13 protein-coding genes are annotated in these 16,546 nt (G+C 64.8%); 5 read left to right on the forward strand and 8 right to left on the reverse strand.

Annotation, left to right across the window (positions count from 1 at the left end):
• The first annotated feature begins 91 nt into the window (after window positions 1-91).
• Entirely contained in the window at window positions 92-2,215 is a 2,124-nt protein-coding gene (locus tag OJB03_RS09505) for an elongation factor G (RefSeq protein WP_263786786.1), read from the forward strand.
• Between the two features lie 14 nt (window positions 2,216-2,229).
• On the opposite strand, the gene OJB03_RS09510 is transcribed toward OJB03_RS09505, so the two are convergent.
• Entirely contained in the window at window positions 2,230-3,744 is a 1,515-nt protein-coding gene (locus tag OJB03_RS09510) for an aminotransferase class V-fold PLP-dependent enzyme (RefSeq protein ID WP_263786787.1), read from the reverse strand.
• A gap of 163 nt (window positions 3,745-3,907) precedes the next feature.
• Between OJB03_RS09510 and OJB03_RS09515 the strand changes: the two genes are divergently transcribed.
• Window positions 3,908-4,708, forward strand: coding sequence for a hypothetical protein (locus OJB03_RS09515; protein ID WP_263786788.1), 801 nt, complete (start codon window positions 3,908-3,910; stop codon window positions 4,706-4,708).
• Window positions 4,709-4,752: 44 nt separating this feature from the next.
• Here the strand turns inward: OJB03_RS09515 and rpoN are convergent, their stop codons facing one another.
• Window positions 4,753-6,267, reverse strand: coding sequence for an RNA polymerase factor sigma-54 (gene rpoN / locus OJB03_RS09520; protein WP_263786789.1), 1,515 nt, complete (start codon window positions 6,265-6,267; stop codon window positions 4,753-4,755).
• 304 nt (window positions 6,268-6,571) lie between these two features.
• Here rpoN and ruvB point away from each other — a divergent pair, with 304 nt between their 5' ends.
• Both ruvB and fdxA read left to right on the forward strand, forming a co-directional pair.
• The gene (gene ruvB, locus OJB03_RS09525) at window positions 6,572-7,606 is read left to right on the forward strand and encodes a Holliday junction branch migration DNA helicase RuvB (RefSeq protein WP_263786790.1); all 1,035 of its coding nucleotides are present in this window, start codon (window positions 6,572-6,574) and stop codon (window positions 7,604-7,606) included.
• A 319-nt stretch (window positions 7,607-7,925) separates the two neighbouring features.
• Window positions 7,926-8,270: a ferredoxin FdxA gene (fdxA, locus tag OJB03_RS09530; RefSeq protein WP_263786791.1), complete on the forward strand. Its 345-nt coding sequence runs from the start codon at window positions 7,926-7,928 to the stop codon at window positions 8,268-8,270.
• 62 nt (window positions 8,271-8,332) lie between these two features.
• Here fdxA and OJB03_RS09535 read toward each other — a convergent pair whose 3' ends face one another.
• The 5 genes from OJB03_RS09535 to OJB03_RS09555 all read right to left on the reverse strand — a co-directional run bounded on the left by OJB03_RS09535 (window position 8,333) and on the right by OJB03_RS09555 (window position 13,597).
• A complete protein-coding gene (locus OJB03_RS09535) occupies window positions 8,333-8,797 on the reverse strand; it encodes a DoxX family protein (RefSeq protein WP_263786792.1) in 465 nt (154 codons plus the stop codon).
• Between the two features lie 126 nt (window positions 8,798-8,923).
• Entirely contained in the window at window positions 8,924-11,029 is a 2,106-nt protein-coding gene (locus OJB03_RS09540) for an acylase (RefSeq protein ID WP_263786793.1), read from the reverse strand.
• Window positions 11,030-11,059: 30 nt separating this feature from the next.
• A complete protein-coding gene (locus OJB03_RS09545; protein WP_263786794.1) occupies window positions 11,060-11,872 on the reverse strand; it encodes a GHMP family kinase ATP-binding protein in 813 nt (270 codons plus the stop codon).
• 28 nt (window positions 11,873-11,900) lie between these two features.
• Window positions 11,901-12,623, reverse strand: a complete 723-nt coding sequence (locus tag OJB03_RS09550; RefSeq protein ID WP_263786795.1) for an alanyl-tRNA editing protein — start codon at window positions 12,621-12,623, stop codon at window positions 11,901-11,903.
• A gap of 263 nt (window positions 12,624-12,886) precedes the next feature.
• A complete protein-coding gene (locus OJB03_RS09555; protein ID WP_263786796.1) occupies window positions 12,887-13,597 on the reverse strand; it encodes a PorT family protein in 711 nt (236 codons plus the stop codon).
• A gap of 140 nt (window positions 13,598-13,737) precedes the next feature.
• On the opposite strand from OJB03_RS09555, the gene OJB03_RS09560 reads away from it, so the two are divergent.
• Window positions 13,738-14,256 (forward strand): hypothetical protein, encoded by a 519-nt coding sequence (locus OJB03_RS09560; RefSeq protein ID WP_263786798.1) that lies wholly within the window; start codon window positions 13,738-13,740, stop codon window positions 14,254-14,256.
• Window positions 14,257-14,965: 709 nt separating this feature from the next.
• On the opposite strand, the gene OJB03_RS09565 is transcribed toward OJB03_RS09560, so the two are convergent.
• Window positions 14,966-16,243: an adenosylhomocysteinase gene (locus OJB03_RS09565; RefSeq protein WP_263786799.1), complete on the reverse strand. Its 1,278-nt coding sequence runs from the start codon at window positions 16,241-16,243 to the stop codon at window positions 14,966-14,968.
• Window positions 16,244-16,546: the final 303 nt, after the last annotated feature.

Consider the following 16,546-nt stretch of genomic DNA (forward strand, 5'->3'; position numbering starts at 1 on the left):
TGAACTTAAAGAATTAGAAGGAGATGTCATCTGCCGTCCGGTTCTGCTCTGTTGTCTCTCTTCAACATTTCCGCAGAGATTCCCCCGTCCCATGACCGTTTCCGCCCCCCAGCAGATTCGCAACATTGCCCTGGTCGGCCACCAGGGCAGCGGCAAAACCGCCCTGACCGAGGCCATGCTCCACACGAGCGGCGCCATCCCGCGCGCCGGCTCCGTGCCCGACGGCACGACCCAGAGCGACCACCACGAGAGCGAAAAAGAACGGCAGATGTCGATTTTCGCGACCCTGCTTCATGCCCCCTGGGACGACACGAAGATCAACATTCTCGACACCCCGGGTTACCCCGACTTCGCCAGCGAAGTGATCGCTTCCGTGCGGGTGGCCGACACGGCGCTTTACGTAATGGATGCCCGCTCCGGGGTCGAGGTCGGCACGGAAATGGCCTGGTCGTACGGTGAGCAGACCGAGACCCCCTCTTTGTTCGTCATCAACCACATCGACCAGGCGAGCGCCGACTTTCGGGGCATCATCGACGAGATTGAGGAGCGGTTCGGGCGGGGAGCGACGGTGGTGCAGTTGCCGGCAGGTGAAGGCACCCGCACTCTGGTCGACGTGCTGCACATGCGCCAGCTGTACTACCCAGAGGGCGAGACCGGCCCGGAGGTGCAGCCGATCGATGAGGCCTTCGAGGAGGAGGCCCGCGAGCTCCACGAGACGCTCGTTGAGGACATCGCCGCCAGTGACGACCGGCTCATGGAGACGTACTTCGAACAGGGCGAGCTGACGGACGACCAGATGCGGAACGGGCTCCGTGCGGCCATGATTGAGCGGGATCTGTATCCCGTCTTCGTCACGAGCGCAACGGAGGAGATTGGCGTCTCTCGTCTCCTCGACTTCATCGGGACGGTGTGCCCCTCCCCCGCCAGCCGACTGCTGGAGACCGAGAGCGGCCAGGAACTGACGGCCGATCCGGACGACGACCCGGTTGCCTTCGTCTACCGCACGATGGCCCAGGAGCACGTCGGGGAATACTCCTACGTCCGCGTGTTCGACGGGACCCTCCAGTCGGGACAGGACCTCGACAACGCACGCACCGGTGCCACCGAACGCATCGGGCAGGTCTATGAACTCAACGGCGAGGAGCGCAACAACGTCCCCCGCCTCGTCGCTGGCGACCTCGGCGCGCTCGTCAAGCTGGAGGACACCACCACGAACGACACGCTCCGGGCTCCGTCGTCGGACGTCGTCATTCCGCCTATCCAATTCCCCGCCCCCCGATATCGGATGGCGGTGCGGCCGGTGCAGGAGGGGCAGGAGGACAAGCTCGCTCGGGGCCTCCACCAGATCACCGACGAAGACCCGTCGCTCGTCTTCAATCACGACGCGCTGCTCAACCAACTTACCCTCAGCGGCGTGGGCGAGATGCACCTCCAGATTGCCAAGTCGCGGCTCGAACGGCAGGCCGGCGTGGAAGTCGCGTTCGTGGAGCCCCGCATCTCCTACCGGGAGGCCATCCAGAACCGGGCGACCGCCGAGTACCGCCACAAAAAGCAGTCGGGCGGTGCCGGGGAGTTTGCCGACATCTCGATGCTCATTGAGCCCCTCGACGGCGCGTTCGACCCGCCGGACGCCATCGACGTGCGGGACGAGGAGAGGGTCGAAACCGAGTGGGGCGCCGAGATACACTTCGTCGACGCCATCGTAGGCGGAGTCATTGACATGAACACGTTCTTCTCGTCCATCCAGAAGGGCGTCCTCAACACCATGGAGGAAGGACCGGTGGCCGGGTTCCCGGTCGGGAACGTGCGGATCGTCATTCACGACGGCGACATGCACCCCGTCGATTCGAACGAGGCGGCCTTTAGGCGCGCCGCTTTCGAGTGCTTCCGCCAGGCCTTTCAGAAGGCCGGCCCGGTCCTCCTGGAGCCGATCCACGAGGTCACCATTACCACGCCGGACGACTACACGGGCGACATCGTCAGCGACCTCAACACGCGACGAGGACGCGTGCAGGGCATCGATACGCAGGGGTCGCTTCAGAAAATCACCGCCGAGGTGCCGGAGGCGGAGCTTCACCGGTACTCCACCACGCTGCGCTCACTCACCCAGGGCCGCGGCCTGCACCGCACGAAATTCAGCCGCTACGAAGAGATGCCGGGCCACGTACAGGAAGAGGTCGTCAACGAGACGGCGGCCGCGGCGGCCGCAGCATAGGTCGGACACGGGCGCTAGGTGGCCGACTGGAGCCACGCGTCAACCTCATCCCCCAGCGAGAAGGCCTGTTCGGGCGGGTGCTCGAAGGAGCGGTGGACCCAGTCGCCGCTGCCATCGAGGCGGGGGCGGTATTGCTTGCGGTACCAGTCGGGCCGCGCGGCAAGGTCGGACAGCGCCTCGACGGCCGCATCGATGTCCTGCTCCGTATTGTACAGGCCGAGGGACGCTCGCACCATGCCCGGCTGCGACTCGGGCCCGCACTCTGCACCGCCCGCGGCCTCCTCACCACTGCCCGCCCGGCCCAGCAGATCGCGCACGAAGGGTTGCGCGCAGAAGCATTCATTGCGCACGGCAACCCCAAAGTAGTCGTTCAGTGCCGCGGCGACGAGGCCGTGCGGCAGGCCAGCGAGGTTGAAGGCAATGACCCCAATCCGGTCGGCCACCTCCAGGCGGTGGGATCCGTAGATCGTAAGACCGTCGACTGCCGCAAAGCGATCCAGCGCGTACTGGGCCAGCTCGCGCTCATCCGCCGCCACGAGGTCCATGCCGATGCGGCCTAGCAACTGAAGCGTGGCGGCCAGGCGCAGCGCCCCGGGCAGGTTGGGCGTGCCCGCCTCTTCCCGCTCCGGCAGTGCATCCGTGATCTCGTAGCGGTCCGTCTCTACCCGGTCCACAATGCCGCCGCCCACCACCTGCGGCTCCAGCCCCTCGAAGAGGGCCTCGCGGGCCACAATCACACCGGGGCTGCCGGGTGCGTACAGCTTGTGTCCGCTCATGCACACGACGTCGAGCGCCCCGGCCTCACTGCGTCCCTGCACGCTGATCGGCACGTGGGCGGCCGACTGGGCCGCGTCGACCACGCACAGGGCCCCCGCCTCGTGGGCGTGCCGGGCGACCTCGTGGACCGGGTTGACGATGCCGGTCACGTTCGACGCCGCCGTGACGGCGACGTAGTTGAGCCGGTCGGCATGCTCGTCGATGGCGGCCCGCAACGCAGAGAGATCCACCCGTCCGGCCTCCCCGTCCGGGTCGTTTTCCAACGGCACGTGCACCACCTCGCCGACATGCTTGCGGTGGGGCAGGTCATTGGCGTGGTGCTCCATCAGGGTGGTGATAACGAGGTCGCGCTCGGGCCGTCGCTCGGCCAGCACGCGGGCCATGCGGTTGAGGCCGCCCGTGACACCGCTCCCGGTGAAGATCGTCGTGTAGTCGTCGGGCGCATCCACGAAGCGGCCCACAATCTCGTGCGCCTGCTCGTAGAGATGCGTCATGATGCGGGCCCCGGCGTGCAGCGTCGAATGCGTGTTCGCGTAGTGCCGGAGGGCCCGCCGGACGATGGTATCGGCGGCGCTGCAGCGCAGGGTCGACGCGGCACTGTCGAGGTAGGTGCGAGGCGCCGTCGTGCCGTCGGCCAGTGGGTACTCGGTATCGAGTCCGGTGAAGGCGCGGCGGAGGGCGTCCAGCCGGGATCGCCGCTCCGTGCGTGACCCGTGCGATGCGATTTGAGAGGTGGGGGCAGAGTCGAGCATGGAGAGGCGTTGCGGGCGACGAGAAGACCGGATTGTTGGTTGAATTCCACACAATAATATAGGAACTGCGAACGAGAGATGCAGTCCGCCCGTCGACAGACATGCTCACATCAAAGAAGATACGTCCTCTCTTTCTGCTCTCCTCACTGCCACCGATGCCCCCATGCGTGATCTCCTCGTTCTGTTGCTCTCAATCGCCGGAGCGGGTGTGCTCGCGGTCCCGGCCCAGGGCCAGACCATCTGGTCTCGCCCCTACCAGCCCAACCAGGTCGCCCTGGAGGCCATCGTTCCGGACCTTCCGGCGGACGATGCGTCGGTGGCATCGGGTGCCGCATTCCTCACGGTCACCCGCTCTCTGAACAAGAATGTAGAGCTGGCGGCCGAGCTGCCGGTGGCCCGCTACGCCACCGACGCCGCTTCCTCCACGGCCGTAGGCAACCCGTACGTGGGATTTGGACTGAGTAGCTCCTCCCTCCCGGTCTTGCTCGAGCTCGGCGTTCGCATCCCCGCCACGCCTACCAACAATGCCCTGCGGGCAGGACGGCGCGCAGACATGGGACGTACCGCGGCGTTTCGCGACGAGTCCGTCGCGCCCTCCGTTCTTCTGAACGGGCGCCTGCCCTTCGGACGGCGTGCCTCTCTGCGCCTTCGCTCGGGGGTCACGTACGCCTCCGTCGAGAGCGCGGGGGAAATGGGAGCGCAGAACCGCTGGCGGCTTCCCTACAGCGCCCAACTTTGGTGGGACAGCGAGCAGTTCATGACAGGAGTGAGCCTGGAGGGGCGGCCTCTCCTCTCCGGCTCGGAGCCGGACCGGACCACGCACCGCGCTGTGGTCTCGGTCATTTTCGACGAGGCCCGCATACAGCCGGGGCTTCTGGTGGGCACTGGCCTCGATCCGCTCGTTCAGGACGGCCGGTTCGTAGCGGTGGCCGGCCTCACGATCTCGGCCTCCTACGGCCAGTAGGCCAGACGGAACGGCCGTGGCCCGCCTGGCCCTGAACTCTTGCGTCAGCCGTCGGCCAACTCCTCTTCGCCGAGGACGATCTCCCGGCGTAGGCGGGCGACCGGAATGCTGAGTTGCTTCCGGTACTTCGAAACCGTGCGTCGAGCAATTTTAAAGCCTTTCTCTTCGAGGGCGTCGGCCAGATCCTGATCCGACATCGGGTCGGTCTTGTCCTCGGCGTCTACGATCCGCTGAAGCTCGGCCTTTACCTCTTTATTGGACACCTCCTCCCCGTCGACGGTCTCTAGGCCCTCGGAGAAGAAGTATTTGAGCTCGTAGACCCCCCACTCGGTCTGGACGTACTTGCCATTGACCACGCGGCTCACCGTGGAGATGTCCATGTCGATGATCTCGGCCACGTCCTTCAGAATCATTGGCTTGAGGTGGCCCTCTCCGTACCGGAAGAAGTCCTCCTGCAGCTGCACGATGGCGTCCATCACCAGGTACATCGTGTGGCGCCGCTGGTTGATGGAATCGATAAACCACTGCGCCGAGCTGAACTTGTCTTTGAGGAACTCTTCGGTCTCCTCGTCGACCTCGTCCACGTCGTCCGACTTCTTCTGCGCCTTTAGCTTCTCGAGCATCTTGCGGTAGTGGCGCGAGACATGCAGGTCCGGGGCGTTGCGCCCGTTCAGGGTGATCACGAACTCCCCGTCTACGTACCGCACCGAGAAGTCGGGCGTGATGTAGTTGGTCTCTTCCGAAAACTCGCCCTCTCCCGGCTTCGGGTCGAGGCGCTGCCGGATGAGGTCAAACGCCGTCTTGAGTTCTCGCTCGTCCACGTCGAGCCGCGTCTGGAGCTTGTCGAAGTGCTTCTTCGTGAACGCCTCGTACTCGCCCTCCAACATGGCGATGGCCGTGTCGCGCCCCTCCACGTCATCCGGCATGCGACGAAGCTGAAGCAGCAGGCACTCCTGCAGGTCCCGCGCGGCGATGCCGGCCGGCTCAAGCGACTGCACCTGCCGCAGCACCTTCTCCACGTCCTCCGCGCCGATCTCGATGCCGTGGTTAAACAGAATGTCGTCTAGGATGGAGTCGGTTTCTCGTTTTAGGTATCCGTCCTCATCGATCGACCCGATGATCTGATCAGCGATGATCTGGTCGGTCTCGTCGAGATTCAGGAACGAAATCTGCCCCTGGAGCTGCTCAGGCAGCGACTGATCCGCGGGCATTGGGCGATCACGGTCCTCATCGTCGCCCTGATAGCCGGGACTGGCGTTGTAGCCGTACATGTCGTCGGTGTTGTTGAGGAGGTCCTCCACGTCGAAATCCTCCTCCTCGTCTTCCGTCTCCAGCTCGTTCTCCATCTCGTCGGCGGTGGAGTCGATCTCATCCTCTTCTCGCTGCTCTTCTTCACCGAGCCCCTCTTGAAGCAGGGGATTTTCTTCGAGCTCCTCCTCGATGCGCCGCTCCAGGTCGAAGGTGTCCAGTTGCAGCAGCTTGATGTACTGGATCTGCTGCGGCGAGAGCTTCTGCTGAAGGTCTTGCTCTTGCTTGAGTTCGAGGACGTTACTGCTCATATGACTGTGGCGAAGGCCGGTCTGGTGTGACAAACGCAAGGTGCCACCCAAGGGGCACGCGAAGGGACGTTCGGTTCCCCTTTCTTCTTTGGGACTCAATAATAAGCAAAATTCATTCCTGTGTTTCCAAACCCCTTTCTAGAGGCGACCGGCACCAGCCTGAGACGGGCGCCTGGGCCGGTCTGGGCCGGTGCGTCCCTCTCCCGCAGGTCCTACACAGTGGGCACACATGAAACCCTGTCCTCCCACCAGCCGTCCGGTAGGGTGCAATCCCCTTTTCTCCTTGACTGCCGTCTCTCCGTCCATGAGTAGCCCGCGCTCCGACGCCCTTAAGGCCGAGGCCGATCGCTCGGAAAACGACGTCGAAAAGCTACTTCGCCCACAGTCCCTCGACGAATTTACCGGCCAGGAGAAGATTAAGGAAAACCTGAATATATTCATGACGGCGGCGCTCCAGCGGGGGGAAACCCTCGACCACGTCCTGCTCTCCGGCCCCCCCGGACTCGGGAAAACAACCCTCGCCCACATTGTTGCCAACGAGATGGGCGCTCGCATCCGCACCTCTAGCGGCCCGGTTCTCGAAAAACCGGCCGACATTGCGGGCGTGCTCACCAATCTGGAAGAGGGAGACCTTCTGTTCATCGACGAGATCCACCGCCTGAGCTCCGTCGTGGAGGAGTACCTGTACTCGGCGATGGAAGACTACCGCATCGACATCGTCATCGACCAGGGCCCGAACGCCCGTACGGTGCAGATTGACCTCCCTCCGTTCACGATGGTGGGGGCGACGACACGCAAGGGCCTGCTGACCGCCCCCCTCCGTGCGCGCTTCGGGATCGATTTCCGCTACGACTACTACACCGCGGACCTTCTGCAGGAGATTACGCAGCGGTCCGCCCGCATTCTGGACGTGGAAACGACCCCCGACGGGGCCTACGAGATTGCGCGCCGCAGTCGCGGGACCCCTCGCGTCGCCAACCGCCTCCTGCGCCGCACACGCGACTTCGCGGAGGTGGAGGGCGATGGGCAGATCACCAAAGCCATTGCCGACCGCGCCCTCAACGCCCTCGACGTGGATGAGGAAGGCCTCGACGACATGGACGCGCGCATCCTCCTTACCCTGATCGACAACTTCGACGGGGGACCCACCGGCCTCAAGAACCTGGCCGTATCCGTCGGCGAAGAATCCGGCACGCTCGAAGAGGTCTACGAGCCCTACCTCATCCAGGAGGGCTTCATGGAGCGCACGCCCCAGGGCCGTGTCGCCCTCCAGCGAGCGTACGATCACTTCGACCGGTCCTCCTCGTCTGCCGACCAGGATCTCTTCGATCAGGAGTAGTTTGCTCCGATGTCGCGGGAAGCCGTCCCACGGAGGCGCCTACGTCTCTTCCGGGTTTCTCACCCCGCCGCGGAAGCGGCCGTGTTGGGCTGTCGACTCGTTCGTCGCCGTTTCTGCGCGCGGCATGTGTGCTGAGACGCGTGTTGAGAAAGGCCCGCCGGACACGGGAGCAGAAAAGACTCAACGGGGCCGTGACTTCTGCGGAAACGTCCGGTCCGAGCGAACACGCTTGGAACCGCTCTTCCCAACTGGTCTACCACACTACGGAAACTTAGCGCCCGCTGTATCTGCGCGTTCTTACCCGCCTTTTTGCCCCTGTATGCCCTACGTTGTCACCGAGCCCTGCATCAACTGCAAGTACACCGACTGCGTAGAAGTCTGCCCGGTCGACTGCTTCTATGAGGGCCCCAATTTTCTCGCCATTCAGCCGGACGAGTGCATCGACTGCAACGCCTGCGTGCCGGTGTGCCCGGTCGAGGCCATCTATCCGGATGACCAGCTGCCGGAGGAGTACGAACACTACATCCAGTGGAACGAGTACCTGTCCAACCAGTGGCGCGAGCTGGGCTACAACGTGACTGAAAAGTCTGAGGCCATAGAAGACGCCGAGGAGTGGGAGGACAAAGAGAAGTCGGAGGAGGACATTCTGACATGGGACGTGTAAGCTAGGTGTGAGACGCGCAGGGATGTACGTATCGTCTCTCCCTGCGTCGCCCCCCCTTGGCTTCATTTCTCCGCACGTTCGCGGACAGTTCCCCCTACCACGAGCGCCGCGCCGATGAGGACGGCGTTCTTGACGATGTACTGCCCCTCCAGGGTCAGCCCCCAGGGAATGTGTGTAAAGCAGACCTCGGGCAGCAGCACGAGCGGAAGGAGCGTGCCCGGCATCTGAAGGAATAGCAGAAAAATGGCGGTCCGATTGAAGGGGCGGTACAGGAGGCCCACCCCAATGGCGACCTCCCACCACCCCAGGATGGGGATAAAGAGGTCCGGCGGGACAAAGTACACCGTTCGACGCACCAGCTCCGCGGCGGGACTCATGCCGAAGGGCTTCAGGATGCCGTACCAGATGAAGACCGCGGCCAGCCCGAATCGCAGAACAAACAGTCCGTTGCGCTGCATCCAGCCTGCGATGTGGCGGTCGAGCGGTTCGAGGCCGAGCCGTTCGATGAGACGATCCTCCAGGGACATAATATGCTCTGATGCCGGTGTGTAGAGTGCGCGTACAGTAGTATCAGTGCGCCGTCGAATCGTCCCGTCTCCCTCTTTAATTCACGCCCGGTTGACGCTTTTCGTCGGGCCATCAGCGTGGGACGTTTAGAACGATACCCTGCGCTCAAGGTGGGCGCGTACACTGTCCCGGCTCAACCAGACCGGACGCATTTCCTTCCTAGCGTACAACTGGAGTTGGTCCCCCCGGTGCGGAGACCCGGGTTGGGACGCATTCCCGTAGGGCAGCACCGCCTTCGCCCGTGGACCCTCTTCGGTAAACTCGGTCAGGGCAACGTACGAGTCACCGAACGTTGCGCGCCGCCGCCCGTCCCCCATCTCGTCAAACCGGAGGACCCGGAAGAGACCAAAGAGACCGCTCCCTCCCGAGGCCGGATATGATTCCTCCGGCCCCGCCAGTCGGTGCACGGCTCCCCAGGACACATCGAGCGAATCGTATCGGGTCTCGACTGTGCCGGCGGCCTCCGCGAGGGTCTGGACTGCCGCTTCCGGATCGGCCAGGCCGTCCGGCGTTGTGCGCGGGGCACCGGGCCGGTACGGGGTGGCAAAGGGGCTCTCCGTCCCGCTGACCGTCGCGCGCAGCCAGCGGGCGAAGAGCACGCTCCCCTGACTCTCCGCGTCGGCGGTCCGGTCCCAATCGGCGAGCACGTCCGCGGCGCGCCGGGCCCGGTCGTTATCCGAGGCCCGCGCCGCCGGGAGCAGGTCGTCGAGGAGCCGATCGGCAGCGAGCATCCGGGTGTCGTTCTTGTAGGCCTGCAGCTCGGCAAAGGTGATGGAGGCATCTCCGTCGAGCATTTCGATCGAGCGCTGGGGCCGAAACATGTACGCCGGCTCAGCGGGGGCACGCGGGGCCATGTAGCTGGGCACCTCGGCAGAGTCCACTCGCGATGGCAGCGTAGACGTAAACGGCGGCTCGTTGGCATTCTGCACCCATCCGCTCGGGGGATCCACGACCCGGGGCAGCTCCTCGTAGTCGTGGACCGCGTTCCACAGCGTGGCGGAAGTGTCGCCCGGCACCACGCCTTGCCAGTACGCCCAGTCCCCTTGATCGCGCTTGGGCACCCGCCCCCCAAAGTGGTACAGGATGTGGCCGTCCCGGTCGGCGTAAACGGTGTTGAACATCGGCATCTGCTGGCGGCGGAGGGCGGCCTCAAACTGCGACAGATTGGTGGCCCGGAGCATGCGCCAGTACTGTTCGAACAGCTTCGACTGGGTCAGACCCGCAATGCGCAGCGCCAGCGCCGCGCCGTCTGCCTGCCCCACCACCGGCCCGTGCACCGATCGGCGCACCGTCATCGTATCGGCGCGAAGGGAGCCATCCGGCTGCTTCACCTTCAACACCTTAGTGTCCGTATTAAAGGGACGCACCGCGCCGTTCCACCTGTACCCGCCCCCGGCGAGGGGAAGGCGGTAGAGGTCCGAGGCATCGATGGGATTCACGGTATGGGTCCAGCCGAGCTGATCGTTAAACGCGACGGCCGGAAAGGGCATGCCGAGGAGAGCGGCCCCGTACGCGTCGATGTCCGGGCCCGTGAGCTGCGCCTCAAACCACGTAAATCGGTCGCCCCAGGACAGGTGTGGATTCGCGAGAAGCATCGCGTTGCCACTCGCGCTGCGGGACGGCCCCACGGCCCACGCATTGGAGCCGGCACGCCGCCGCTGGGCCTGTCGCAGGTCGCGCCCGGCCACGAAGGTCGCGTGGACCGTTCGCAGGGTATGAGCAAACACGTCCCTCGGCTCCACGGGCAGGACGGCCGTTCGGGGAGCGGAAATGCGGTCAGGGTGGGCCTCGGCGTACGCGTTCATGCCCGCCACGAACGCCTCCACGTAGCCCCCGAACGGCATGTCCTGGTCGTCGGCCCACCGCCGCGCGTGCTCCGGAAGCTCCAGGGTGCGCACCCGCCGGTCCGATGCAAGATGCTCTTCGCCCCAGTACTCCGCGGCCCGGCCCCGAGCCTCCCCGTACAGACGAAGCACACGGTCTCCATGGGCTCGCATCTGCGCCCATCCGAAGGCGTACATCAGCGAGTCGGTGTTCGAACTATACACGTGCGGCACCCCCCAGGTATCCCACAAGATTTCTGTCTGGTCCGGCCCCTGTCCCATTCCACACCCCGATAGTCCCACTGCAAAGAGGACGCCGAGGGCGATGGTGGTAACCAAGGATGCTCGTCGGGTGGTGAGAGCTCGCATGACGGGCTGAACGGGTGAGAGTGATGCCGACTATTCAAGGGCCGCGCCCTCCGACGTGATGTGCGTTTCGTGCTTGAGCCCGCCTTCGGCCCCTGCCGCAACGACCGTCTCCCCGATCATCGCCATCGTTGCCGCGCCGCCCGCCGCCCGCACCGACGCAACGGCCTCGGCCACGCGGTCGGTGGCGAGGCCGGTCTCCCGAGCAAACTGCCAGGACGCCTCAACCAGGTCGACGACCGGCCCGTCGGGATCGATGCCCGACAGGGCGGCCCGGCCCGCAGCCGTCACCTGTTCCACAGTGCTCTCGTCCCCGAGCACCGCGGCGGTCGTGATGCCGCCAAAGCTCTGATACTCGATCCGCGCACTGCGCGTGGCGTGCTCCAGGCCGTCGCCCACGTTCCACACGAGCCCGCCGCGCTCCTGAATAAAGACGTCCCCAAGCCCCGTGCCGGCCTCCACCTCGGCCTGGTGCGAGGCCTCGAGGAGCGCCTCGCGGTCGTGGCCGAGGCTCATTCGCTCATTGGTGGCCAACGCCGTGGCGAGCGTGGCCGCCCCGCTGACCCCAAAGCCACACCCAATGGGGACCGCCGTGTCGAGGCGGACCGTGGCGCTTACGCCGAGTCGGTCAAGCAGCCCACTCACCGGCGCCACCTGCGCGGGCCGTCCGTCCAGGTAAACCAGCGTCTCGCGGGCCGACTCGACCGTCGCCGTCACGCCGTCGGCCGTGGCAAAGCTGATGCCGAGCGACGACTGGCCGTCGCGCGGAACGAAAATCGGCGTAACACTCCCCGGGGCGTGGGCGGTAACGGGCATGGGCCGGTCGTCCAGAAGACGGGCGATCAACGAGAGACGCAGAGGGTCGGAGGACAAATCAGTCCTCCAGTTCAAACTCAATCCGATCCACATCGGCGCCCTTCGACGTGCGATTCGTGATGCGGACCCGCCCGACATCTCGGGTGCGGTCCACGTGGGTGCCGCCGCAGGGACAGAGGTCGAGGTCGCCAATCTTGACCATCCGCAGTGGGTCCACATGATCGGGAATGAGGTCGAGTAGCCCGCGGCCCTCCGGCGTCTGCTCCTCCGCTCGGGCGCGGGCCATCTCCTGTTTCTCGACCGGCAGGTCCTGTTCGATGGCCACGTTGGTTCGCTCCTCGATGAGGGCTGCGTCTTCCTCAGAGAAGTCGGCGGGCTCGAAGTCGATGCGCGAGCGGTCTGCGTGAATCTGATTCCCGGCCGTCTGCGCCCCAAACACGTCGAGCACGATCTTCGAGAGGATGTGCTGAGCAGTGTGCATCCGGCGCAGGACCCAGCGGCGCGCCTCGTCTACGTCTCCCGTTACCTCGTCGCCCTCCGCCGGCAGCGCTCCCTCCCGGGTTTCGATGTAGTGGCGCACCGCACCGTGCTCCTTCTGCACGTCGGTCACCTCCGCCGAGCCGCCCGCCCAGTGCAGTGTGCCGTGATCCGCCGGCTGGCCCCCGCCCTCGGGGTAGAAGTAAGTGCCGTTGAGCACGATGTAGTCGTCGGTCGCGTCCGCGACGGCGGCGCTGAAGGTGGTGACGTCGTCGCTGTCGGGCAGGTATCGAAGCTCAGTCATGGGCGTCGTGGTGAAAACGAATCAGCATAAACCCGGCGGTCCCAATGCACGCGACCACAGATTTCCATTCCTAAATTAAACTCACGCCCATCAAAAAAGAAATGCCTTCGCGTCTCGTCTCCTCATGATGATCTGTTTGAGCCTCCCCGCCACACCATCCATGGGGACCGGAGTTGGAAAAACCGCCCCCGTTGCCGGGCTCGCAAAGGGCGGCCGGGGAGGGTCGAGTCCCGCATGGGAGAAAGCCGGAACCGCTCGTCCCCCTATAGACGAAACGAGTATCCCAGCCTGATCCCGTACGCCCGGCTCCGAACCGTCGAGTCGACATTCAACATGTCGATCCCGGTGATCCCGGGATGGTACCGTGCGCCGAGCACGAGCGCCCCGGCCGCCGTCACGTCGTACTGAACCTCTACCCCCGCCACCGCCCCAAGCGTTTCGCGCGACATCGGAGACAATGCATTCTCTGGGAGGGCTGACTCGGAGAGCGTGCCCGTCACGATCTGCGTGTCCACGACCAGATCGAACGATGGCCCGGCCAGCAGTCGCAGGCTAAGGCCGTGCCCGAGGGGCTGGCGCCACGCAAGGAGTATCGGGAGCTGCACGTACGAGGCCCGGTACGTGCCATCGAGAGATGGGATGATGCAGTCCACGAGCGGCCCGCCACAGGTCTCCTGCGACCATGTCCCGCGAAGGGCCGCGCCTTTCTGGGCGTACTGGAGTTCGGCCTGCACCGCAACCCGGTCGCTCAGCGAAACGGCCAAGGCGCCAGCGACCTGAATCCCGGCCTGGTGAGTCGTGCGCACCTGCCCACCCTCGAATTCGAGGCCAGGGTAGAAGAGATCGCCCCGCAGGGTCGATACGACCACCCCGTTTCGCACTCCAATCTGTACGTCTTGTGCTTGAACGGGCGAACCGATCGCGATGCATCCAACAGCTAGGATGGCGAGGGCGCAGACGCGAGACAGTCTCATGGGGGCGAGGCGGACATCGAGGGGGAGCAAAAGGGGTTCGAAAACACACGCCTAGGCCTCGATGACTACGATCCCGGCTGGCACCTCCTTTGCACCCATGGTCCCGACGCCCGGTCCCACTCTCCATCCTGCCTCTCCCAATGTCTTCGAACATCACCGAACCAACGAAGCCAACCCAGTTTTTCCTCCGCCGATGGGGCCTCTCGGGGCTCCTCGCTCCCGTATGCGGCTACCTGCTCTGGGCCTACGCCGCCGGTACGTTCACGGTGCTCGACACGACCGCCCTAATCGTCCACGAGGCCGGGCACGTCTTCTTCGCCCCGTTTGGCTGGACCCTCCGGACCCTCGGCGGCTCGCTCTTTCAATTGATCCTGCCGGGGCTGTTCGTGGTGTCATTCTTGAGACGCCTGTACCGCCCCGGCGTGCAGATCGCGCTGGTGTGGTGGGGACAGAACGCGCTCTACGTGAGCACCTACGCCGCCGACGCGCAGGAGCGTGCCCTCCCCCTCATCACGAACGACCCGGCCACGCACGACTGGTGGGCCCTCCTCCGCGCCGCCGGGCTCCTGCCCTACGACGACGTGGTGGGCGGCCTCGTTCTCGGGCTCGCCCTGCTCGCCTTCGGGGCCGCGCTGCTTGTTCCCCGGATTCTTTTGTAGAGACCAAAGGAGACTCGGGGCACCCTCAATCGGATCGCCCCTTTCGTCGTCGGTGACGGTCGAGACCCGGTCGCGGGGGACCCTGGCTGACGGGATCGCTCGAGCCCCCCTCCACAATCGCAACGAGCAGGGAAAGGGCCCGGAGAAGCACCGAACGACGCGATGTGACGACCCGTCGTCTGCCATCGGGGACCTGTCCGCCCAGGGGTGAAGTGACAACTGAATATGACTCGCGACAGGAGACAACGGGCGGCATGCACGTCCGCAACCCATTGCGTCCTTCCGAAACGCTCAATCCGGGAATGACGATTATTGTGCGGACTCAAGACAATCTGACCTTGTGCACTGGCCTCGACTTTGTACGAGAGATCCTTTGGCGCGGGGTCAGCGGCGATCTTGCCCCACCGCGCCTGACGCTTCCACGCCTGGGCCGCGGGCATTGGCGTGGGAATCGATCGGCGTGAGGAGGAAGCTGTCGGTCCTGTCCACGACCTTCATGTCGCTCGTCTCGGCGTCCCGTTCGTCGGTGTCCCGTTCGTCGGTGTCCCGTTCGTCGGTGTCCCGTTCGTCGGTGTCCCGTTCGTGAGGCTGGGCACGATCCCCGGGGCTACAAACAAAAAACGCCGCTCCGACTCGAACACATCCGAGTCAGAGCGGCGCATCTGTGGGTCACCATGTAGCGGAGACGATTCTCCGCTCCTCTATTCGCTTACGTCCCAGCGGAATAGTCTGTGGCGTAGTGCTCCTGGTCCTCGGAGAGGCCATCGATCTGGATTCCCATCGTGCGCAGCTTCACCTCCGCAATCTCGTCGTCCATCTCCTGCGGGATATCGTACACCTTGTCCTCCAGCATCGCGGAGGACTCGTGGCGCTGGACGAGGTCGAGGTGGGCGCGGAACTGGTTGGCAAAGCTCATGTCCATCACTTCGCTCGGGTGGCCCTCCGCCGCGGCTAGGTTCACCAGGCGGCCATCGCCGAGCACGTACACGCGCTTGCCATTCTCCATCGTGTACTCGCGGTTGTTCTCGCGCACCTCTCGGGCGTCGGTGGACAGCTCGGCGAGCTCCTCCAGGTTGAGCTCCACATCGTAGTGGCCAGTGTTGGCGACGATCGCCCCCTCCTTCATCTTCAGGAAGTGGCGTCCCCGGATCACGTCCTTCATGCCGGTGGCCGTCACGAAGATGTCGCCCTTCTCGGCGGCCTCGTCCATGCTCATCACCTGGTGGCCGTCGAGGGTCGCCTTCAGCGCCTTCGCCGGCTTGACCTCGGTCACGATCGTGTTGGCGCCCATGCCCTTGGCACGGGTGGCAACGCCCCGCCCGCAGTGGCCGTAGCCCGCGATGACGAAGTTCTTGCCCGCGATCATGGTGCTGGTCGCTCGCAGAATGCCGTCGATCGTGGACTGGCCGGTGCCGTACACGTTGTCGAAGTCCCACTTCGTCTCCGCGTCGTTGACGGCGTACACGGGATACTGCAGCTCCCCGTCGTCGTCCATGGCGCGAAGCCGGTGCACGCCCGTCGTGGTCTCCTCGGATCCGCCGATGATGTGGTCGGCCATCTCCGGATGGTCGGAGTGGACGGTGAAGATGAGGTCTGCACCGTCGTCGAGCGTGAGGTGCGGCGGCGTGTCGATCGTCCGCTCGATGCACCAGTAGAAGTCTTCGGTGTCGAGCCCGTGCCACGCGTAGATTTCGGTCCCGCCGTTGGCGAGGGCGGCGGCAATGTCGTCCTGGGTCGAGAGCGGGTTGCAGCCGCTCCAGGCCACCTCGGCGCCGCAGGCCTGCAGGGTCTCGACGAGCACCGCGGTTTCCTTCGTCACGTGCAGGCAACCGCTGATCTTGTAGCCCTCAAAGGGCTTCTCGTCGGCAAACTCTTCACGGAGCTCCATGAGCACGGGCATCCGGCTCTCGGCCCATTCGATGCGCTTGCGGCCCTCGTCGGCCAGGCCCAAGTCGCGTACCTTATACTGTCCTTCTTTGTGATCCATGTGGCTTGATGTAGTTGATTTGTGGTAGACGTACAGATCCAAGAGGTCCCAGGCCGTGACGAAATATGCCCCACGCGACCGGCAGCCCGGAGTGCGTGCGTGACAGCCCGACGGGAATTGCTGTTCTCAAATGGATGCTACCGGAGCGCTGGGCAACAGTTTGTAAGTTTGGCGGAAATCTCCCCCCAATTCATCAATGGCCTCCATCATGCTCCGGTCGTCAGGGGTCCGTCACGCCCCGTCGTCCCACAAAATGTCCCCTCGACCTGGCCCATCGGAGATGAGATCGGGGCCGAGGGGCCC

The sequence above is a fragment of the Salinibacter grassmerensis genome, assembly GCF_947077765.1.
Classification (GTDB): domain Bacteria; phylum Bacteroidota; class Rhodothermia; order Rhodothermales; family Salinibacteraceae; genus Salinibacter; species Salinibacter grassmerensis.